Consider the following 20,477-nt stretch of genomic DNA (forward strand, 5'->3'; position numbering starts at 1 on the left):
CGGTGATGAAGCGCGATCGATTGTTTTTGGGTATCTTTGGTATTTGGTTGGTGTTGTCGATTTGTTCGATGACGGATGCTCAGTTGACCATGCCGCGGGAGGAAAGCCGAGCGGAGGAGTTGAAGCGCTACATCGAGTCGATCAACGTTCCGATCTCATTTTGGGGCCGTCTTGTCGACGAGAATGGCAAGGGGATAGCGGGTGCTGATGTGGTATTGAGGGTGCGAGGCAGCATGGTTTTGCCGGATGGCTCTGTGCAGGAGAAGGTGGAGGATCATACGGTGCAAACGGATGCGGCGGGGAGGTTTTCGTTGGTCGGTAAAACGGGGTCGATGTTGGGTTTGGAGTCGATCGAAAAGGCGGGTTACACGTTTGCTTCGCGGCAATTGAGGAATTTTAGCTACACCCGCGAAGACGTTCGTTTGTCGACTGAGTTGGAGCCGCGGGTGTTTGTGGCGATCAGGGACCTGAGGGATACGAAGCTGTTTTTTGCAAAGTATAAGGAATGGCTGCCTTGGGATGGCGAGCCAGTACGGTTGGATCTCCGGAATGGGGTGGTTTCGGATGGCGGCGATTTGTTGATCATTGCCGAGAAAGGGGCGGTCGATGAGGAGGGTTACCGCTATGATTGGACGTTTCGTTTGGATGCGCTCGGAGGTGGGGTGCGCTACGTGAAGGAAGGGGAAGTAGTGATGGTCGCTCCTGTGGAAGGCTATGCTCCGGAGTGGAAAATTGGATACGGGTATGCCGATAAGGATTACCGGGGCGGGGTGGATGGAGACTTTTTTGTGCGCAGCGAAGAAGGTTGGTATGCGAGAATAAGATTAACCGCGACTCCGGATCATGTACGGCCTAGTGCGCGGAATCTCTTCATTAGAGTGTTTATTAACGAGACGGGTGGGCGGGTGCTGCAGGACGGCTCGACCAATAGCGAGTATTAGAGGGCTTCCGTGAGTTTGGGGTGGGGTGGAAGGGTGATTGGGAAAAGGATTGGATTTGGTTGATGCGGCGTGGCGCGAGCGCCAGCCCTACTGGTAGCCGAGTTTTTGGCGGGTTTGGGCGACGCGGGGGATGTCGCGGACGCGGGCGAGGATGTCGAGGGAGGATTGGGGGATGGGGTTGGGCTGGACTTTTAGGGATTTGATTTTGTCGCCGCCGTCGTCGGAGCCCCACTTCCACTCGAAGTCTTTGGGTGGTGGGTAGGAGTCGACGCCTTCGGTTCGCTCGGAACCGAGGAAGGCGAAGATCTTTTCGGTCCATTGGATGGGATCGCGAACAAGATCCTCGTAGGGTACCCAGAAGTTCTCTGGGCCGTCGTCGGGGAAGCGAGATAGGAGACTGTCGTAGGATTTCGACCAGTAGTTAGCGAGCCAGCGGTCGATGGGGCCTTTGGGAAGGTAGGGCTCGAGCTTGCGGAATACCATTTTTCGCAAGGAGGCGACGTTTGTGTGCACGTCGCGGGTGAGGATGAGTTGGCGGGTGTTGGGTACGGCGGGAAGCTTTGGATAGCGGCTCGCGTCGTTGAACCAGGAGGGGCGCTTGAGGACGATGATGCGTTCCTCGCAGAGGGCATGGATCTTTTGCAGGGCGTCAGTGGATTGGTACTTGGTGAAGTTGACCTCGGGCAGACTGGAGATGTCGGGCGCGGCGGACATGAGTGCCTTCAGCAGGGTCGAGCCAGAGCGCATGGTGCTGAGCTCGATGGCGATGGTTCTGGTTTGGGTGCTTGGCGTTGGCTGGGTCATTGATGCGAGGCGGAAGTCTGTGTGAGTCGCTAATGGGTGATGGGGAATGCTCAGGGGTGAGCCAAGGTTTTTTGAGTGGGCGACCCTCTCGGGGTAAAAAAGCTTTCCTTGGATTGCTATGGGGATAGGGTTCGGGCTCTTTTTATCATGCCAAACTCACAGTCAGTCATTACGAACGTGTTGGCGGAGCGTTACGCTTCTCCTGCGATGAAGGCAATTTGGTCGCCCGAGGGGCGTATCCTGATCGAGCGCGATTATTGGATCGCGGTAATGAAGGGCCAACGCGAGCTGGGATTGAACATCCCGGTGAAGGCGATCAAGGCGTACGAAAAGGTGAAGCACACTATCGATCTCGCTTCGATCGACGCCAGAGAGCGGGTTTGCTTGCACGACGTGAAGGCGCGTATCGACGAGTTTTCCGCCTTGGCTGGCTATGAGACGATTCACGTCGGCATGACCAGTCGCGACTTGACGGAAAACGTGGAGCAGCTGCAGGTGCTTCGCGCTCTGGAACTGGTTCGCACTAAGGTGGTTGCGGCCCTCAATAAGATTTCCGAGCGAGCGGTCGAGTATCGCACGCTGATGATCACGGGCCGCACGCACAACGTGCCAGCTCAAGCGACGACCATGGGCAAGCGTTTGGCGATGGGAGGGCAGGAGCTCTTGATCGCTATCGACCGCTTGCACGACTTGGTGGAGCGTTATCCAGCGCGCGGCTTGAAGGGCGCTGTCGGCACCCAGCTCGACCAGCAGACGTTGTTCGAAGGCGATGCTAAGAAGGTGCTAGCCCTAGAGGAAAAGATCGTTGCCCACCTCGGCTTCAAGAAGTCGCTCAATAACGTCGGACAGGTTTATCCGCGTAGTCTAGATTTGGATACGGTTACCGCCCTCGAGCAAGTCTCCTCTGCTGCGGCCAACATGACGAACACGATTCGTTTGATGGCGGGTCAGGGATTGATGACCGAAGGTTTCCTGAAGGGGCAGGTCGGCTCCTCAGCCATGCCGCATAAAGTAAACTGCCGTAGCAGCGAGCGCGTCCATGGCTTCTGCACCTTGCTAAAGGGCTATGCCGCTATGGCGTCGGGCTTGGTGGGCGACCAATGGAACGAGGGTGACGTGTCTTGCTCCGTGGTGCGCCGCGTGATGTTGCCGGATTCTTTCTACGCGATCGATGGTTTGCTGGAAGCTTACATTACGGTTCTCGGAAACATGGGTGTTTTCGAGGAAGCGATCGCTGCTGAGAACGCGGTGCAGCTACCGTTTCTCGCGACGACTTCGATTCTCATGGAGAGCGTGAAGGCGGGAGCCGGGCGCGAAGTCGCTCACGAGGCGATCAAGGAAGCGGCGCTCGAGGCCAGCAAGTTTATCCGTCTGGGACGCGCTCAGGAGGCGGACTTGATCGGTCTGCTTGCCAAGGACGATCGTATACCGCTCGATCTCAAGGCCCTTCAGGCGATCATCGGCAACTCGAAGCGCTTTATCGGTGCGGCCCCACAGCAGGTCGACCAGTTCAAGCGTGAGGTTGCGAAGTGGGTGAAGAAGTTCCCGGAGGCAACCAAAGTAAAGCCGGGACGAATGCTTTAAGGCGAAGGCGCTCAGGCTGTTACATAAATTTTGATACAGTTAAAGGCCACCTATGAGGGTGGCCTTTTTTTTGTTTTTAAAATTGGGGCATCGCCATTTTGCGGGAAGAGAGGTGCAAGGTGAGTCTATCTCTTGACCGACGGACCGGGTGGAACCAGTCCTCTAGGTGACTTTGCGGGAAGAGAGGTTCCAGCTGTACGGAGTTGCTAGCGATGCTTATCGCACGTAGGCGTAGATTGGATACCGTCTCAATATTTCGTCATTACCTTGCTCGCTGACGAGCAGGAAGGTGTCGCGGGATTTCACGTTTGGTGTTTTCGGGGTGAGCTTTATGATGTATTCAAGACCTTCTGCTACCGTTTCGATTTCGTAGTCGAATTGACCGCCTTGATCGTCGTCTTTGCGTTTGAGTCCGGTCAGGACCATGGACGCTTCTTCGTGAAACGTGACTTCGATTTCCTGAGTGACGGCTTCCTCGCTGAGTTTCCAGAAGCGAACGCGGGGATTGAATGACACAGGTATAGGGATGTCGACCTCCAGCTTGAGCTCGTAGGTGTTTTGAGTTCCGTTGGCGTCCTCGGCGATGACTGTTATGAACTTCCGCTGTTTTCCTTGGCGGGAACCGATGGTGAAAATTGCGTTCAGCTCGCCACTTTCACCTGGCTCGTAAGTCTTTTTGGTGAGTGAGGGAACGGTGCAGCCGCAGGAAGCGCTGGATTCTACGATAGTGACGGTGGAATCGCCGACGTTCGTGAATGCGTATGTCGCCTCTACCGCTTCGTCTTCGAACCCTGTCTCGAATTGCTGGGTTTCGTTTGACCACTCGAGAGATGCGGCGAAGACGAGACTTGGGGCTGCAAGGCCTAACAGTGCGAAGCAGATGAATCGGGGGAGCAGATTGGCGAGTTTACAAGATTGAGACGTCATGTTGGATTCAATGATCGGTTTAGGCCAAAAAAGTTCAATCCTTCTTTCCGTCCACCCGAATGCCCCAGGCGGCTTTGAGGCATGTATAGTGGATGAGGCCCTTTTACTAAGAAATTGAGTTGTGTGAAAGAAGGTGGCGGTTTGTGCTGCGCGAACTATGAGCAGCTTTTCCAGACCCGATGGGCGCGAATGCGACGCCTTGCGCGAGATTTCTTTCCAAGCCGATTTTGCGGCTAACGCTACGGGATCCGTTCTCGTGAGTTTTGGTGATACCAAAGTCATTTGCGGAGCGATGTTGGAGAAGCGGGTTCCCGGCTGGATGCGTGCCCAAAATGTTTCAGGAGGTTGGCTGACTGCTGAGTACTCCATGCTTCCGTACAGCACCCTCGACCGTAAGCAGCGCGATTCGAGCCGCGGCAAGCAGGATGGTCGCGGGGTGGAAATCCAACGTCTGATCGGACGTTCGCTGCGAGCCGTGATCGACTTGCAAAAGCTTCCTGGCCACACGCTTTGGGTCGATTGCGACGTGCTGCAAGCCGATGGTGGTACCCGCACTGCTTCGATTACGGGTGCATTCTTGGCGGCTCGCTTGGCCGTACAAAAGCTCATCGACGCTGGCACACTAAAGGAGAACCCTTTCAGCGACTCGATCGCGGCGGTGAGCGTCGGGATCTATGAAGGTCAGCCGGTACTGGACCTCCCCTACATCGAGGATCGTGATGCCAGCGTAGACTTCAACGTAGTGATGACCGGCAAAGGAGAGTTTGTAGAGCTGCAGGGTACGGGCGAAGAGGCCACTTTCTCCGAAGACGAGCTCGCCAAGCTCATTGGCCTTGCCAAGAAAGGTATCAAGGAGCTGTCAGCAATGCAGGCAAGCTTCCTGACGAAACGCCTCCTAGGCGACCTCAAACTCTAGGTCTTCGCCCTGACGCTGGGTGTTCTTGGCAAGAGTGAAGCGCCACGAGCGAGTCCGCTCTCCATGAACAGGCTTAGGGCAGTAATCGAAAATCGCTAATCCTCGGCGCAATTAGCGCACTCAAATCTTTGTTTTGAGTAGTTGGGGTGTTGATTAACAAGGGAGAAGCGTTTTTGCTCTGCTCGCTATTTTCCAGCATAGGCTATGAATATTCACGAATACCAGGCGAAGAAACTTTTTGAAGAATATGGCATCCCTTGTCCAAAGGGCGCCGCGACAAGTTCGAGCGACGAGTTCGAATCTTGCATCGACACTTTGGGTGAAGGCCTAGTTGTCGTGAAATCGCAAATACACGCGGGAGGCCGCGGTAAGGGCACTTTCACCGATGGTTTCAAGGGAGGCGTCAAGCTTGCCAAGACCAAGGAGGAAGCGATCGAGTACGCGAACAAGATGCTCGGCAACACGCTGGTCACCATCCAAACGGGCGAATCAGGCCGCAAGGTTCAGACCGTCTACTTCACTGAGGGCGCAGATATCAAGAAGGAGTATTACCTCGCGATCCTGCTAGACCGCGCGACTTCCCGTCCGGTGATTGTTGCTTCGACCGAAGGTGGCATGGATATCGAGACAGTTGCCGAGGAAACGCCTGATCGCATTTTCAAGGTGTTCATCGATCCTGCGTACGGCCTCGCTGACTTCCAGCTCCGCGAGCTCGTGACCAAGCTCGGCCTGACCAAGCTCGAGTCCAAGAACGCAGCCAAGCTCATCCGTAACCTCTATACCATGTTCTGGGAAAAGGATGCGGACATGATCGAGATCAATCCGCTCATCACTACCGAGTCGGAAGAAGTGATGGCACTCGACGCGAAAGTCAGCTTCGACTCGAATGCTCTTTACCGTCACCCAGAGATTCAAGACCTGCGCGACTTGAACGAGGAGGATCCCAAGGAAATCGAAGCTTCCAAGTTCGACCTTTCATACATCGCCCTCGACGGTTCCATCGCCTGTTTGGTGAACGGAGCGGGTCTCGCGATGTCGACCATGGACATCATCCAACACTTCGGAGGCAGCCCAGCCAACTTCCTCGACGTCGGCGGAGGTGCTTCCAAGGGGCAAGTGATCGCGGCCTTCAAGATCATCCTTGGCGACCCAAACGTGAAGGGGATCTTCGTCAACATTTTCGGTGGCATCATGGATTGCGACGTGATTGCCAACGGCATCGTGGATGCTGTCAAGGAAGTCGGCCTCGAGCTTCCGCTCGTGGTTCGCCTCGAAGGAAATAACGTAGTGGCGGGCCGTAAGACGCTCGACAGTTCCGGCCTCACTATTGTGACCGGAGATAGCATGGCAGACGCCGCGCAAAAGATAGCTAACCTCGTCGCTTAACAACTGCCGACTTCAACACATTTAAAGATATGTCCATTCTCATCACACCCGAGACTAAGATCATCATCCAAGGCATCACCGGCGAGTTCGGCGCGCGCCACGCACGTCTTTCGCTCGATTACGGCACGCAGGTTGCAGGGGGAGTCACTCCCGGCAAGGGCGGCCAAACCTTCGAGCATGCCGGCAAGAGCGTGCCCATCTACAACTCAGTGAAGGACGCCGTTGAAGCGACCGGTGCAACTGTATCCGTAATCTTCGTACCGCCGCCTTTCGCGGCAGACGCCATCCTTGAGTGCGTCGACGCAGAAGTGGATTTAGCAGTTGCGATCACTGAAGGCATCCCGGTTCGCGACATGGTTCGCGTTAAGCGAGCTATGGCTGGCAGCAAGACGCGCCTCGTAGGCCCGAATTGCCCAGGCCTCGTTAGCCCTGGCGAAGGCGAAGATTCCAAGGGCGGTTGCCGTATTGGTATCGCGCCTGGCTATATTCACAAGAAGGGTCATGTAGGGGTTGTTTCGCGCTCAGGCACTTTGACTTACGAAGCCGTTTACCAGCTTACGGTAAAGGACATCGGCCAATCCACTTGCGTGGGTATCGGCGGTGACCCAGTCAACGGCACTTCTCACCTAGACGTCATCAAGCTCTTCAACGAAGACCCAGATACGCACGGCATCATCTTGATCGGTGAAATCGGCGGAAATGCAGAAGTCGAAGCGGCTCGTTGGATCAAGGAGAACTGCACGAAGCCAGTTGCCGGTTTCATCGCTGGTGCCACAGCTCCTCCTGGCCGCCGCATGGGCCATGCTGGCGCGATTGTCGGTGGGGCGGAAGATACTGCTGAAGCCAAAATCAAGGTCTTCAAGGAGTGCGGTATCGAGGTCGCGGTTACGCCATCCGACATGGCTGACGCATTGCTTCGCTCTGCCAAGGCAAAGGGAGTAACGCTTAGCTAAGGCGAGTGCTTTAGAATGTATTTTGAAAAGGACGTCTCCTTTGGGGCGTCCTTTTCTGTACGGCTCTCGCTTGCCTCAACCCAACGAGTTGACTAGGGAAGCGATACTTGTAGAGAGGTTGCTTATGCCACTGACAAAAAACGTAGTCTTCTTCGATGGGCTTTGCGGCTTTTGCAATAAGTCGGTGGACTTCTTGCTGAAGGTTGATGACCGGAAGGAGCTTCTCTTTTCACCGATCCAAGGGGAAGTGGCGAAGCAGATTTTGCCCGAAGAGCGTCGGAAAAATGTGGATACGATTACCTTTTTCGATGGGCAGGAGCTTTATTATCGTACGACGGCGTTGCTTAGGATTGCCAAGGTTCTTGGCGGAATATGGCTGGTCTTCTATCCGCTAGTGATCATTCCTGCGGATTGGCGGGATATTGCTTACGATTGGTTTGCCAAACGCCGCCACCGTTTTTTCGGCAAGCGGGAAAGCTGCCGTCTGCCCACGCCCGATGAGCGGGCCCGGTTTTTGGATTGAGGATCCGCGCGGAGGGACTATCCGGTCGTCCTGAGACCGGAGGCGATGGCGTTGATGCTTTGAAGAACGTAGCGGAGGTTTTCCTCGGATCCGGATTCGCGCCAGCTGGCGAGTAGCTCGATTTGCTGGGCGTGTAGGAGGTCTAGCCATTTGTCGCGGGCATGCAGCGTTTTGTAGAAGCGAGGGCGTCGCTTCTCGAGCGGACCGTTGAGGAGTTCGGCAAGGGCCTTACGGGTCGCAGCACGTTCGTCGTTGATGAGTTTGAGGAATCGATCGCGTATCGAGATATCAGGTACGAGGCTCGCATAGGACTCCATGACGGCTCGGTTAGCGCTTTCGACGCTGGTCTCGACATTGTAGAGCACGTAGCGGAGGAAGGGCCAGGTTTTGGCGCTTTTCTTGAGAGCTTCGAACAACTCTGGCTTTTCGCTTTTGAGCGCTGCTATCGAGCTGCCGACTCCGTACCAGCCGGGCATGTAGAAGCGGGATTGGTTCCAGCTGAAAACCCAAGGGATGGCTCGCAGGTCTTTTAGGCTGGGCTTTCCGCTTCGGCGGGATGGCCGCGAGCCGATACGGCTTTGCTCGAGCGCGTCAATAGGGGTCGCGGAGCGGTAAAAGGATAGGAAGTCCTCTTCTTGCAATAGCCCGCGGTAGGTCTTGGCACTGTATTCGGAAAGGAATGACATCGCTTCGGTGAGTTCGGGTGTCGGCGTGTTTTGGCTTTCCGCGAGTTGGGAGCCGACCGATCCGGCGACGAGAAGCTCGAGGTTGCGGGCGGCGGTGAGGAAGTTTCCGTATTTTTGGGCAATGATTTCGCCCTGCTCGGTAACGCGTGATCCTGGGGCCAGTGAGCCTGCGGGAAGTGCTTCTAGGAAACGGTGCGTTGGGCCTGCACCGCGGCTGACTGTGCCACCGCGCCCGTGGAAGAAGCGGATCTTGACCCCGTGTTTTTCGCCGAGGGTGATGAGGCGTGACTGGGCGTTGAAGAGTCCCCACTGGCTGGCGATTATGCCGGAGTCTTTGTTTGAGTCCGAGTAACCTAGCATGGCTTCTTGGACAAGTGGTTGTTTGGGGTCTGGGGTAGGCACGCCGTAGTTGGCGAAGCCTTCGTCGAGCTGGCGCTGTTGCCAAGGGAGGCTGGCTTGGGTGACGGGGTGGGCGAGGAAGGCGTCCATGATGGCCTCGGAGTTTTCGAGGTCGTCGAGTGTTTCGAAAAGGGGCGAGATGGGGATGAGGCAGATGTTGCCCTTATCCGTCATGCGTGTGAGCCCGGCTTCGCGGCAGAGTGTGTAGAGGACGAGCAGGTCGGAAAGAGAGCGGGTCATGCTGATGATGGCCTGTCCGACGCCGGCGCGGCCGTAGTCCCGAACTTGGTTGGCGACTTCTTTGAGGGCTCCGACAGCTTCGCGAACTTCGGGCTCCATATGCTCATGATCTTGAGCGAATGGGCGGGCTCGGGTGAGCTCTTCAGAGAGGAAGGCTACGCGGTTCTCCTCGCTCCAATTGGCAAAATTCTCTCCGTCCTCGACTCCTGCGGCTATGAGAAGTTGGGACATGGCTCTGTCGTGGTAGCCGGAGTTTTGGCGAATATCCAAGGCTGCCATGTGGAAGCCGAACGTATCCAAGAATCGGATAATGGGACGCACGTAAAGGTTTGATAGTCGCTTGGCGCCCGCTTCGGTGAGGGAGCGCTTGAGGAGTTCGAGGTCCGCGATGACTTCACTCGGCTGCTTGTAGCCTTCCTTTCCCTTTTTGCCGCGAGGCAGGTTTTCGCGAACCAGTTCCGCGTAACGCTTCCATGGCTCTTCGATTTCCTCGGCGTCTTGGCACTTCGGGTCGAGCTGGCAGATCCGCTCCAGCAAGTACGGCGGCGGCGACTGGAAGAGCTGGGAAAGCGCCATGTCCTTGCTTAGTTGTTTAAGCTTTTTTGAGAGTGTGGCGAGGGCGGCGCTCCGCAGTTGGGCAAATGTTTCAGCGGTGACGGCTGCGGTAACGAAGGGATGTCCGTCTCGGTCGCCGCCGACCCAGCTGCCGAGGTGGATACGAGGGTAGGCTTGTACGTCAGAGTCGTCCCATTCGATGCCAGCTCGCGACATGGCGGCCCGGAAGCGGGCGTCGGAGATTTCGATGGCTACGGGAAATTTTTGAGTAAGGTAATTGAGGACATTGTCGCGTTCGGAGGCGACGTCGGGCTTTTCGACGAGGATTTCGCCAGAGCGCCATATGAGCTCGATGATGGCCTTCATCCGGTCGCGGAATTCGCCGCGTTCGACGGGAGTGTACATGTCGTTCTCCAACTCGACGAGAAGTTCGTAGAGCTTTCGGTGGGCGGCGAGCACGGAGGGGCGTTTGGCTTCCGTAGGGTGGCCGGTGAGGACGGGATAGACGCTTGAGCGGCTGATGGTTTCGAGCAGTTCGCCTTTCGAGGGTGTTGTTTCAGCTATTCGCTTGAGCCAGTAGCCCCAAGAGCCGGTATCAGAGGCGGTTTGTCCTTCGGTTTCGCGTCGTCGTCCGGCTTGGTTAGCGGCGTTTTCTTCCACCAAATTCATGATCTGGAAAGCGATGGAGAGGACTTGGGCGGTTTTTTCCGGCGGGGCTTCGTTGGCCTGGGGATTTTCGCGGAAGAGCAGGGGCGAGAGTTCCGGTTCGCCGATTTCTTCCAGGACCTCGCGAGCGCAGGTCAAAAGGTGATCGATATCCCGGTCCACTTTTTCGAGGCCGGTATTAATTTGTTGTTCGAAGGATGGCATGGCTTGGTGTGGCGCGATAGATTCTAGGAGGAGCGGTTTGGGGCAAGCGAAAGCGTTCGCACATGCAAAAGCCCCGCCAATTCTCACAACGACGGGGCTTTTTTTTGACAAAAGTGAGTTTTAGCTCAGCAGGGCCTTATATTTGCCCGCGTTTCCGATCATGGTAATGACGAGCAGAACCGCGAAGATAGCCGCGCCGGGGATGTTGGCCAGGTCGAGCGTAATATGGTACATCAGAGCGCAGAAGGCGAGTGGAGCTAGGATGACGGTGGCGAGGCCAACAGCTTTGTTGATCGCGAGTAGGATTCCGCAGAGGACATAGAGGATGCCGAGGGTTGGCCAAATGAAAGAGCCGGTGATTGCTTCCATGAAATCGGCGGCTTGACCGGTTGGTTCCGGCATCGGCATGAAGTTGAGGAATTTGTTGAGTCCGAAAACTACCAGCATGATTGCGAGGAGGTAGTGGGGAATGATAGTGAGTTTAGACATGGTTGTGGGTGTTTTTTTGGTACTGAAAAGAGTTGAGATCAGGAGCCTGTTTAGGATGGACGTTGGAGGGGTCTATTCGATTGGTCTTTAGTTGAGAGGGCTAGGAGTGTCGATATTGACTTTGATTATTCAAAGTAGAACTCATTGAGCTTTCAAACTAAGCTTGCTTGCTGAGGTGCTTGGTTCTAATGGGAGTGTTCTATGCAAGAGATTCCACTGGAAACGCATGATTTGACGGTCGCCTACGATAAGCGTCCGGTGCTCTACGGCGTGGATGTCCAAGTGCCGGAGGGGAAGCTCGTGGGGATCGTCGGGCCGAACGGCGCGGGCAAGTCGACCTTGATTAAGGCGATCATGGGTATTGTTCCGGCGACTGGCGGATGGGTTAAGGTTTTTGGAGACTCCTTCGCCAAAGGGGCCAAGCGGGTGGGCTATGTGCCGCAGCGCGAGTCGGTTGACTGGGATTTTCCGGTCAATGTAATGGATGTGGTGCTGATGGGTCGCTACGGCAAGCTTGGCCTTATGGGCCGCGTGCGAAAGTCGGACCGTGAGATCGCTGAGGCATGCTTGGACAAAGTGGGGATGCTGCCCTATGCGAAACGTCAGATCTCCAATCTTTCTGGAGGGCAGCAGCAGCGGGTATTCCTAGCTCGGGCCTTGGCTCAGGAAAGCGACCTTTACTTGATGGACGAGCCATTCGTAGGGGTGGATGCAGCGACGGAGGCGGCTATCATCGAGCTGTTGCGTGAGCTAAAAGACCGCGGCAAGACGATTTTGGTGGTGCACCATGACCTTCCGACCGCCCAGACCTATTTCGATATGCTGATGCTATTGAACATGCGCCTCGTTGCCTTTGGTCCAACGAAGGAGGTCTTCACTCAGGAGCTTTTGCAGAAGACGTATGGGGGGCGGTTGACGATATTGTCGGAGGTCGCGAATACGGTATTGAAGGAGTCGAAGTGAAGTTGGGATTTGGATACGGAGTATCGCATCAGTTGACTCGGGTCAAAAGTCCGCGCTATTTGCTTGTGCTCTTATCTATCCTCTTCTTTTCCGCCACAGCGGAAGCGGCACGGATCAGCGACCTTGAGGAGACTAATGTTTGGGAGCAGATGTTTCGCTTTTTCAGCATGCGGGACGATGTTGTGCGTACGGCGCTGCTCGGGTCAGTCTTTCTTGGGGTGAGCTGTGGATTGCTGGGTAGTTTCATTGTGGTGCGAAAGTTGTCACTATTTGGCGATACCTTGTCGCATGCAGTGCTTCCGGGTGTAGCGATCGGATATTTAGTTGCGGGTCAAAAGGATCCGTTTGCCATTTTCTTCGGTGCGACTCTAGCGGGGATTTTGGGTACGGTAATGGTCAACTTGATTAAGAAGACCACTCACATCAAAGAAGACAGTTCTTTGGGGATGGTGCTAGCGGGCTTCTATGGAGTGGGAATTGTCTTGATGAACCGAATACAAAAGCTTCCGACCGGAACGCAATCGGGGTTGGATAAGTTTCTATTTGGGCAGGCGGCCGCCTTATCCGCGACCGAGGTATGGATGATCGCGGGCGTTGCGGCCGCGTCAATCGTGTTAGTGTTACTCTTTTATCGCCAGTTTTTGGTAGGAAGCTTCGATATCGGATTTGCGAGATCGCTCGGCTTGCCGGCGGGATTGTTTCACTATCTCTTGATGATGCTTCTGGCGTTTACGGTGGTAGTATCGCTGCAGGCGGTAGGTGCCGTACTGGTCTCGGCGATGTTGGTGATACCAGCTGCCTCGGCGTATTTGTTGACGGATCGCATGCACCGCATGCTCATTATCGCCAGCGGGTTTGGAATTTTCTCGGGAGTTCTGGGGGCTTTTTTCTCTTTTTTGGGTAATAGCTTGCCGACGGGACCGTTGATGGTGCTGGCGTCTAGCGCTGTCTTCACGCTTAGCTTCTTTTTCTCGCCAAAGCACGGGCTCGTCTCGCGCTGGAGAAAGCGTCGCAGTGGGCAAATTCGTATCGAGAATGAGAATACGCTCAAGGCTATTTATCAAGTACGAGAGAGTTACGGCTTTGCAGGCGAAGGTGTTAAGGTGAAGGACTTGGCGATCCGTATGAACGAGACTTCAGATGAAACGCTTCGTCGTCTACAGAAACTGCGCGCGGTTGGCGTCTGCGATCTTAAGGAAATCGAAGGAAAGCCCTTTGCCTTTCTGAATCCGGAGGGTTGGTTGAGGGCGTGTGCCGTAGTGCGAAATCATCGACTTTGGGAGCTTTATCTTACTAACCAGGCGGAGTATGAACCGGATCACGTGCATGATGACGCGGAGATCATAGAACACGTACTGGGAGAGGAAACGGTGAGGCGTTTGGAGCGTTTACTCGATTACCCTGTGGAGGATCCGCATGGAAAGCTAATTCCGAGTTTGGCCGACCTGCAACGTTCGCTTACGCAGGGTGGGCTAGACGAAAAGACCACGGGGTACAGGATGCCAAACCGGTAAGAGATAGATGGATACAATGTCAACTTGGTCGCAATTGATTCCAGAGTTTTCCTTCCAACAGGTTTTCGTAGAGCCCTGGACAGAGTTCTTGGATCCGTTCATTTGGATATTTTTGATGGGGTTCTTTGTTACAGCTGCCTGCGGATTTCTCGGCACGTTCATCGTCTGGCGCCGCATGGCTCTAGTGGGAGATGCTATCAGTCATAGTGTTTTACCGGGTTTGGTGATCGCTTTTCTAGTGTCTCAGAGTCGCGACACTTTGCCAATGTTTTTGGGTGCAGTCGGAGCAGGGATATTGACGACAGCCTTGATCGAGGTGATTCATCAGAAGTCGCGCATCAAGACGGATGCGGCCTTGGGAATCGTTTTCACGACGCTTTTCGCTATCGGGGTGGTGCTGGTATCGCTTTACGGAGAGAATGTGGATCTGGATACGGATTGCGTACTCTACGGAGAACTCGAGCACGTAACCCTCGAGCCGTTGAGCTCGGTTTTGGGTTTATTTGCGGCTCCGGGTTCGGTTTTGCGGATGGGAATTGTAGCTCTGCTTGTAGTTGGATTAGTAGTACTGTTTTACCGACCATTGGTGGTAAGCTCCTTTGATCCAGGACTGGCTCGTTCCATCGGGATGAGTCCGGCGGTGATGCATCATGCCTTAATGTCACTTCTTGCTATCGTAGTGGTTAGCTCCTTCGAGGCGGTGGGCGCAGTTCTGGTCATCGCAATGCTTATCTTTCCGGGAACCACTGCATCTCTTCTATCCGATCGATTGCCGGTGATCTTGGGGATAACGCTGGTAATCGCTTTGCTTGGTGCTCTTTTGGGCATGCACTTCGCCCTTTGGCTGGATATCTCTACTGCAGGAGCAATCAGCACGGTGATTTTCGGACTCTTCCTTTTGGCTTGGGTCTTCGCTCCGCGTCGTGGATTGATCTGGCGAGCGCTTCGATAAAATAGTTTTCCGATCTGGCAGCGGGCTCTACTGGATTGGCTTTTGGAAGGCGTAGAGGTAGCTTTGCCAGTTTGGGCCGGCAGCGGGATAGTCCCAGTCGCGGATGTGTGTAAGGCCAGCTTGCTGCTCGAGGTAAGAGATGATTGTTTTGCGTGGGATGGCATTCATATCGAAGTAGGCTTTGCCGATGCCGAACTTTTGCAGGAAGGCTTTGAGGGTGTAACTCAGACGTTTTCTAAAGGGACTGCCTCGTAGCAGATGACTCGGGAGCTGGAAGACGAAAACGCCTCCCGGATTCATCACGCGTGCGATCTCCAGGAAGTAGTGTTTCGAGTAGCGGGGGGCGATGTGTTGGAAGACGATGTCGGAATGGGCGAAGTCGATTGACTCAGTTTCTATACAGCTGAGGTTTTCATCTGTATTGAGGATGAACTTACAATTATGACCTCGGTGGGAGTTAAGCTTAGCACCCTCGATCATTGAGGCGGAAATGTCTATGCCGATCGTTCTTTCGAAGCGTCGTGAGAGGGGAAAGGTGAGGCGACCGACACCGCAGCCGAAGTCGAGTGCCGTACCTCCTGTCATGTAAACGCCGATACGTTCGAGTCTTTCCTGTAATCCTCGTATGCAGTCTTCGCCGGATTGAAAGAATTCTTTCGGGTCCCACTTGCCGCCGCGTTTGGATTTGTCGGAGAGCACTGTCCAGAGTGGATCTTCGGCGGCGAGGCTTTCGAAGTTTTTCTGGAGGCGGGACAGGTTCACGGTGAGGCGGATGAAAAGTGAATTTGGAAGAAACGTGGAACGAGTGACGAGCACTCTCCCACATTTAACGAAGTGTCTTATCCGCGTTGGCGAACAGCTTCGAAGAGGGTGACGAGGGTAGCCATCGCTACATTTAGCGAATCGGCTTGTCCGGCCATGGGGATGAGTACCTTGGTGTCGCAGTTTTGCAGCCAATTTTCGGACAGGCCGAACTGCTCCGAGCCCATGACGATGGCCAGAGGGCCGCGCAGGTCGGTGTCGGTGTATAGGGTGTCAGTGTGCGGGGTTGTTGCGGCAGTGCGGATGCCTTTTTTGCGTATCCACTCTATTACTTCATCTGTGCTTGCGGATACGGTGGGCATCGAGAATAGGACACCAGTAGAGGATCTCACCGCATTCGGATTGAAGAGGTCGGTCACTGAGTCGCAGCAGATTACCGCGTCCACTCCCGCTGCGTCGGCGGAGCGGAGAATGGTGCCGAGATTGCCGGGCTTTTCGATGGATTCGACGATGAGCAGAAAGGGAGGATCAGAGAGCTCCAAGTCGTTGAGTGTGTAGCTCCACTGTTTGATGACAGCTAGCAATCCTTCTGGGCGGTCACGGTAGGACACTTTTTCGAAGGCGTGCTTCGAGAGTTCGAAGAGAGTGGCTCCGCTCGCGTGGGCTTGGGATAGAAGGGCGACTTCGTTTTCACCAAGGAAACAGTCGGGGCAGAAAAAAACTTCCTGCGGAACGACATCCTTCTCCATCGCTCTAGAGATGGCGCGAAAGCCCTCTGCGATAAATACGCCCTGCTGGTTGCGGGCGCGACGATCGCGCAGTTTTACGAGGTTTTTGACTCGTACGTTTTGTAGGCTGGTAATGAGTTCGGCCTCGATCATTGACCCCTGCTGTAGAGGGGCGCCGAGTTGTGTTCAAATAAAATGTATGGGCACAAACGAGGCTGTACTGGGACGAGAATGTAAAGAAATTGGATTCAATACCGTACTATAACCAATATTATTCCCTTGCTGGAAAACGCTTGATGTTCACAGTGTTACCAGTAACGCCCCATTGCCCTCCTCATGACAATAGTACCCATCCTCGTCGTCGTTGCGTTCGCGATACTCGCGATGTACCTTTTCCTAAACAAAAAGTCCGACGATAAGGACCGTGAAGGAATAGTGAGAGATATCCTTCAGAAGGACGCCCTTGCGATAGACTTTGGTGATGGCCGGTCGGTGGTGGTTAAGCTTTTTGGGATTACCCCCGCCACGGAAGCGGAAATGCTCGATGAAAAGATTTTCTCGTTTCTCGACGAAACGCTTCGAGGTCAAAAGGTGAGCGTAAAGCCAGTCCAGGTTGCGTCCACGGATGTGATGAGCGCGGAAGTACGTACCTTGGGAGGTGAATACGTGAACGCGGTTCTCGTGCGGCAGGGCTTTGCTCGTTGGCATGTTTCTGAAGCGAGCGGAGACGGAGCGCTCGGAGAGGCCCAGCAATTAGCTCAATCCCAGCAAGTTGGCGTTTGGAATCCGGCGATTATCCAGCTACTTGAAGACCGTAGGAATTCTGCTGGCGAGTTGAGCGACGATGATATCGCCAACATGGAAGTCGATCCGGACGAGCAGCAGACCAAGGAATAGAATAGCGGTTTCTGCGCTGGACTAGGAGGCCAGGCCTCGGCTTGATATCGGGCGATGAAGCAAGCCCTGTGGCAGTCCGTCTTAATTTTGGCACTCTCTTCGTTGTTGGGTGCCTTAAGCTTCGCTATTCGACCCGATGCTGTTCCCTCTGATCTATCTGATCACGAAATCGAACTGTCTGCCGCTATGCTGCTCGAAGGAGCTTTATGGTTGGATGCCCGAATGGATACCGACTTCGACTCGGCTCATCTTGATGGTGCGTTGTTGCTGAACGAAGAGAATTGGGACGCTGGATTCGTGCCCTTGCTGGACGTTTGGGTTCCCGGCTCTCCCATTGTTGTTTATTGCTCCAGCGAATCTTGTCTGCGCTCGCATCAGGTTGCGGAACGTTTGAGAGAGGAGCTCGGAACCGACCAGGTCTATTCCCTAAAAGGGGGCTGGGAAGCGCTGCTGGAAGCGGGACTTGTGGAGAGAGACGCGTTATGAGTGCCCGAGTATTCAGCTGGATTCTCTACGCTGTGGTAGGGTTGTTCTTTGGAATCGCAGCATTCGTTAAGGTGCAGGATCCGAGCTCTTTCCTCTCTTCTTTGCTCACCTACCAAATCTTTTCCTACTCGCAAGCGTCGGTTCTCGCCTATTTCGCCCCGGCTTTGGAGGTGGTGGTCGCCTTTTGTCTCGTGAGCGGCGTCTGGCGGAGAGGGGCAGCATTGTTAACTATCTTCATGCTTTTGCTTTTCATTGGGCTCGTTGCTCAGGGAATGCTGCGAGGCTTGGAGATGAACTGCGGTTGCTTTGGCGAAAATCAGCTACAGACAACGGGCGACTATCTTTTGAAGATGGGGCAAAATCTCGTACTGCTCTTGGCTGTAGCGGGAGCTTGGCTCGTCGAGACTAAAAGCAAAGGCCCCGAACCTTCCGATGGTTAAAGTAAACGATTCGCTCAATCTTGGCTTTCCTGTTCGCCTCGTGGCGGAGGGAGAAAAGCGCGAGTGTACATTTGCTGAAATAGTCCAGCGCCCGACGATCGTCTCTGTTTACATGAGGAACAATACCGGCAGCTGCGATAAACAGGTGAAGCAGATGCAAGTTGCTGCAGCTGAGTTGGATAGGATCGGGGTCGACCTCATCGGCGTGAGTAAGGATACGCCTGGTTCGCATCTCAAGTACGCGTGCAAGCTGGATCTGTCTTTCCCTTTGGTCTCCGACCCCGAGCATGATTTTGCGCAGGTAACGGACTCCTTGGTGGAAAAGAAGATGTACGGGAAAACGTTCCATGGCCCCACACGTGCGGCCTATCTCATCGATACAGATGGCAAGGTTTTGGGTATTGTGGAAAAGGTCGATTCGGCGAACCATGCCGATCAGCTGATCCAGCTCGCTTCAGATGCGACGACCGCTTTTTGATTATTGTTAAGTGGAATCTTTTTTAAGTTTACTAAAGGTCGGTTTTCCTGTGTTTCGGAGATCTTATGATCTCGAAATTATCGTCGAAATGTCCGGTGAATTGGGCGGTTCTTGCCGTTCTAGGTGGCTTGACCTTGAGCCTCTCTGAAGCTCAAGACGACCCGTCATTCTCGGTCGAGCTTCCCGAGCTTTACGTGACTAGCTCTCACACAGCGACGGTCGAACCGGCCTCGACGTACGGGGCGCCAGTCTCACGATTGGAGTTGAATCCTCAGTTCGACCTGCAGGTCCGCAACATCGCGGAGGCTCAGGGAGACGTCAGCATTCGTGGAGGGATTTTCGAAAATACTGGTTTTCGGGTAGGAGCGGCGACTTTGGTTGACCCGCAGACCGGTCACTATTTCGCGGAAATTCCAGTCGCCCCTGAAATGCTAGAAGGCCCAAGTCTGCTGGTTGCCGGAGACAACGCGTTTGCAGGTTTCAACAGTACGGTGGGAACGGTGGACTATTCTTGGGCGGAGATATCGCAGCAAGGAAGCGCGGCAGTGGGATTTGGTGACAACAGTATGAACTACCAGCGCTTGCATCAAGCGACTCTGCTCTCCGTTGACCAGTCTGTTGTATGGGGAGCCGAGGTGGAAACCTCACGCTCCGAGTCCTCTGGCTCTATCGAAAACGGTGACCACAATTTTATTCGATACAGTGGACGCTTGCAGCGAGTGGGCGAGTATACGCAAACGGATTTCTTTGCAGGCTACCAATCAAAGTACATCGCATGGCCAGAGCTTTACGCGGCGCCTTACGGTTCCAACGAGTCGGACGAAGTTCGCACCAGCTTGTTTCTATTCAATCATTCGCAGAATTATGGTCCGGAAAGCTCTTGGGAAGCGACTGTGTACCATCGCCGTCATCACGACCACTATCTCTTCAATCGAGATTCGATCTCGGATCGTTCGTTCGTGCACCAGACTGAGGTCAGCGCAGCGGCCCTCAATGGTGCGCAAGCAATGAGCGATATATTTAAAGTCAACTACATGATTCAGTTAACCACCGATGAGATCGAGTCGACCACGCTGGAAAACAACTTCACAAGCCGCGATTATGCCAAGATTTCGCTCCTTCCAGAGTTTTTGCTCTCTGAAAAAGGAGAGCGCCGAGTAAGCCTTCGCGCTGGGCTTAGCTACGACGACACGAGCCGCGATGTTTCTGAGGTTTCTCCGATGGCGGATGTCACCTGGACCAACGGCGACGATACTTATTACCTTTCATTCTCTCAAGCGTCGCAAGTTTCCGGATACACGGCAGTTGGAGGGGCGACTGGCGGGCTTTTCGCGAGTAATCCGAATTTGAAGCGAGAAGTCTCTCGAAATGTGGAGGTAGGCGCTACGGTTAAGCGTTCGGATTGGAGCGTGAAGGCAGCCGCTTTCTTGAGAGAGGACGCTGACTTAGTCGATTGGACCTATTCTTTTGGTGCAACGAGTGCGCGCTCAGCGAAGAACGTCGACATCGACACCTACGGTTTAGAGGTGATCGGGTCCAAGCGCTTCGGCCAGCTTGAGCTGTTAGCGAGCGCTACGATCCTCGACAAGCACGAGGACTACGGGGATCCCAGCGTAGATGCTAGCTTCTATGCTCTGAATTTCGCGAAGCTCCGCTTGACGGCCGCTGCGGTTTGGCGGGCTACCGAGCAGATCCAGATTCGAGTGGACAACGAGTATCGTGACCAGGCGGACAACCTCTTGCGTGAAGGCCGGGATACGGCGTTGTTCACCCACTGCGGAGTATATTATGCAATCCCAGAGATTGATGGTTTGGAGCTGAATGCATCCATCGAGAATCTTTGGGAAGATGACTTTCAAGAAATTCCAGGCACTCCGGGACGCGGTCGTCAGTTGAGCGTAGGCGCTCGCTACAGCTGGTAAGCAGAAGCCTCGTTTTACTTAGCAGGTGCTTGACGGCGTGGGCATTGGCCTGCGCCGCTTTT

General features: G+C 54.5%; 20 protein-coding genes. 14 read left to right on the forward strand and 6 right to left on the reverse strand.

The window, feature by feature from the left end; translation table 11 throughout:
* The first annotated feature begins 5 nt into the window (after positions 1-5).
* Positions 6-941, forward strand: a complete 936-nt coding sequence (locus QEH53_RS12430; RefSeq protein ID WP_309023522.1) for a carboxypeptidase-like regulatory domain-containing protein — start codon at positions 6-8, stop codon at positions 939-941.
* Between the two features lie 87 nt (positions 942-1,028).
* Here the strand turns inward: QEH53_RS12430 and QEH53_RS12435 are convergent, their stop codons facing one another.
* A complete protein-coding gene (locus QEH53_RS12435; RefSeq protein WP_309023523.1) occupies positions 1,029-1,745 on the reverse strand; it encodes a sulfotransferase in 717 nt (238 codons plus the stop codon).
* Between the two features lie 147 nt (positions 1,746-1,892).
* On the opposite strand from QEH53_RS12435, the gene purB reads away from it, so the two are divergent.
* Positions 1,893-3,329, forward strand: a complete 1,437-nt coding sequence (gene purB / locus QEH53_RS12440) for an adenylosuccinate lyase (RefSeq protein ID WP_309023524.1) — start codon at positions 1,893-1,895, stop codon at positions 3,327-3,329.
* A 216-nt stretch (positions 3,330-3,545) separates the two neighbouring features.
* Here purB and QEH53_RS12445 read toward each other — a convergent pair whose 3' ends face one another.
* Positions 3,546-4,256 carry a DUF1573 domain-containing protein gene (locus QEH53_RS12445; RefSeq protein WP_309023525.1) on the reverse strand — a complete coding sequence of 237 codons (711 nt, stop codon included), beginning with the start codon at positions 4,254-4,256 and terminating at the stop codon, positions 3,546-3,548.
* 157 nt (positions 4,257-4,413) lie between these two features.
* Here QEH53_RS12445 and rph point away from each other — a divergent pair, with 157 nt between their 5' ends.
* The 4 genes from rph (at position 4,414) to QEH53_RS12465 (ending at position 8,034) form a co-directional block, all read left to right on the forward strand.
* Positions 4,414-5,172, forward strand: a complete 759-nt coding sequence (gene rph, locus QEH53_RS12450; RefSeq protein WP_309023526.1) for a ribonuclease PH — start codon at positions 4,414-4,416, stop codon at positions 5,170-5,172.
* 204 nt (positions 5,173-5,376) lie between these two features.
* Complete coding sequence (gene sucC / locus QEH53_RS12455; protein WP_309023527.1) at positions 5,377-6,558, forward strand: ADP-forming succinate--CoA ligase subunit beta; 1,182 nt, start codon at positions 5,377-5,379, stop codon at positions 6,556-6,558.
* Positions 6,559-6,587: 29 nt separating this feature from the next.
* Positions 6,588-7,511, forward strand: a complete 924-nt coding sequence (gene sucD, locus QEH53_RS12460) for a succinate--CoA ligase subunit alpha (protein WP_309023528.1) — start codon at positions 6,588-6,590, stop codon at positions 7,509-7,511.
* 124 nt (positions 7,512-7,635) lie between these two features.
* Positions 7,636-8,034 carry a DCC1-like thiol-disulfide oxidoreductase family protein gene (locus QEH53_RS12465; RefSeq protein WP_309023529.1) on the forward strand — a complete coding sequence of 133 codons (399 nt, stop codon included), beginning with the start codon at positions 7,636-7,638 and terminating at the stop codon, positions 8,032-8,034.
* Positions 8,035-8,051: 17 nt separating this feature from the next.
* Here QEH53_RS12465 and QEH53_RS12470 read toward each other — a convergent pair whose 3' ends face one another.
* Positions 8,052-10,784, reverse strand: coding sequence for a phosphoenolpyruvate carboxylase (locus QEH53_RS12470; protein WP_309023530.1), 2,733 nt, complete (start codon positions 10,782-10,784; stop codon positions 8,052-8,054).
* A 120-nt stretch (positions 10,785-10,904) separates the two neighbouring features.
* Positions 10,905-11,273 carry a hypothetical protein gene (locus QEH53_RS12475; protein WP_309023531.1) on the reverse strand — a complete coding sequence of 123 codons (369 nt, stop codon included), beginning with the start codon at positions 11,271-11,273 and terminating at the stop codon, positions 10,905-10,907.
* Positions 11,274-11,474: 201 nt separating this feature from the next.
* On the opposite strand from QEH53_RS12475, the gene QEH53_RS12480 reads away from it, so the two are divergent.
* The 3 genes from QEH53_RS12480 to QEH53_RS12490 are packed head-to-tail and all read left to right on the forward strand — an operon-like array spanning position 11,475 to position 14,702.
* Positions 11,475-12,236, forward strand: a complete 762-nt coding sequence (locus QEH53_RS12480) for a metal ABC transporter ATP-binding protein (RefSeq protein WP_309023532.1) — start codon at positions 11,475-11,477, stop codon at positions 12,234-12,236.
* Positions 12,233-13,750 carry a metal ABC transporter permease gene (locus QEH53_RS12485; RefSeq protein WP_309023533.1) on the forward strand — a complete coding sequence of 506 codons (1,518 nt, stop codon included), beginning with the start codon at positions 12,233-12,235 and terminating at the stop codon, positions 13,748-13,750. Before QEH53_RS12480 ends, QEH53_RS12485 begins: the two co-directional genes overlap by 4 nt.
* 7 nt (positions 13,751-13,757) lie before the next feature.
* Positions 13,758-14,702, forward strand: coding sequence for a metal ABC transporter permease (locus QEH53_RS12490; RefSeq protein ID WP_309023534.1), 945 nt, complete (start codon positions 13,758-13,760; stop codon positions 14,700-14,702).
* A 27-nt stretch (positions 14,703-14,729) separates the two neighbouring features.
* Here the strand turns inward: QEH53_RS12490 and QEH53_RS12495 are convergent, their stop codons facing one another.
* On the reverse strand, positions 14,730-15,464 hold the full coding sequence (locus tag QEH53_RS12495) for a methyltransferase domain-containing protein (RefSeq protein WP_309023535.1): 735 nt from the start codon (positions 15,462-15,464) through the stop codon (positions 14,730-14,732).
* Between the two features lie 77 nt (positions 15,465-15,541).
* A complete protein-coding gene (locus tag QEH53_RS12500; RefSeq protein ID WP_309023536.1) occupies positions 15,542-16,345 on the reverse strand; it encodes an RNA methyltransferase in 804 nt (267 codons plus the stop codon).
* Between the two features lie 183 nt (positions 16,346-16,528).
* On the opposite strand from QEH53_RS12500, the gene QEH53_RS12505 reads away from it, so the two are divergent.
* The 5 genes from QEH53_RS12505 (at position 16,529) to QEH53_RS12525 (ending at position 20,415) form a co-directional block, all read left to right on the forward strand.
* Complete coding sequence (locus tag QEH53_RS12505; protein ID WP_309023537.1) at positions 16,529-17,089, forward strand: thermonuclease family protein; 561 nt, start codon at positions 16,529-16,531, stop codon at positions 17,087-17,089.
* Between the two features lie 54 nt (positions 17,090-17,143).
* Entirely contained in the window at positions 17,144-17,575 is a 432-nt protein-coding gene (locus QEH53_RS12510; protein WP_309023538.1) for a rhodanese-like domain-containing protein, read from the forward strand.
* The gene (locus QEH53_RS12515) at positions 17,572-18,015 is read left to right on the forward strand and encodes a MauE/DoxX family redox-associated membrane protein (RefSeq protein WP_309023539.1); all 444 of its coding nucleotides are present in this window, start codon (positions 17,572-17,574) and stop codon (positions 18,013-18,015) included. Before QEH53_RS12510 ends, QEH53_RS12515 begins: the two co-directional genes overlap by 4 nt.
* The gene (locus QEH53_RS12520) at positions 18,008-18,493 is read left to right on the forward strand and encodes a redoxin domain-containing protein (protein ID WP_309023540.1); all 486 of its coding nucleotides are present in this window, start codon (positions 18,008-18,010) and stop codon (positions 18,491-18,493) included. The genes QEH53_RS12515 and QEH53_RS12520 overlap by 8 nt, the downstream gene beginning before the upstream one ends.
* Positions 18,494-18,558: 65 nt before the next feature.
* Positions 18,559-20,415 carry a TonB-dependent receptor gene (locus QEH53_RS12525; RefSeq protein WP_309023541.1) on the forward strand — a complete coding sequence of 619 codons (1,857 nt, stop codon included), beginning with the start codon at positions 18,559-18,561 and terminating at the stop codon, positions 20,413-20,415.
* Positions 20,416-20,477: the final 62 nt, after the last annotated feature.

The sequence above is a fragment of the Pelagicoccus sp. SDUM812002 genome (assembly GCF_031127835.1).
In the GTDB taxonomy this organism is placed as follows: Bacteria; Verrucomicrobiota; Verrucomicrobiia; order Opitutales; family Opitutaceae; genus Pelagicoccus.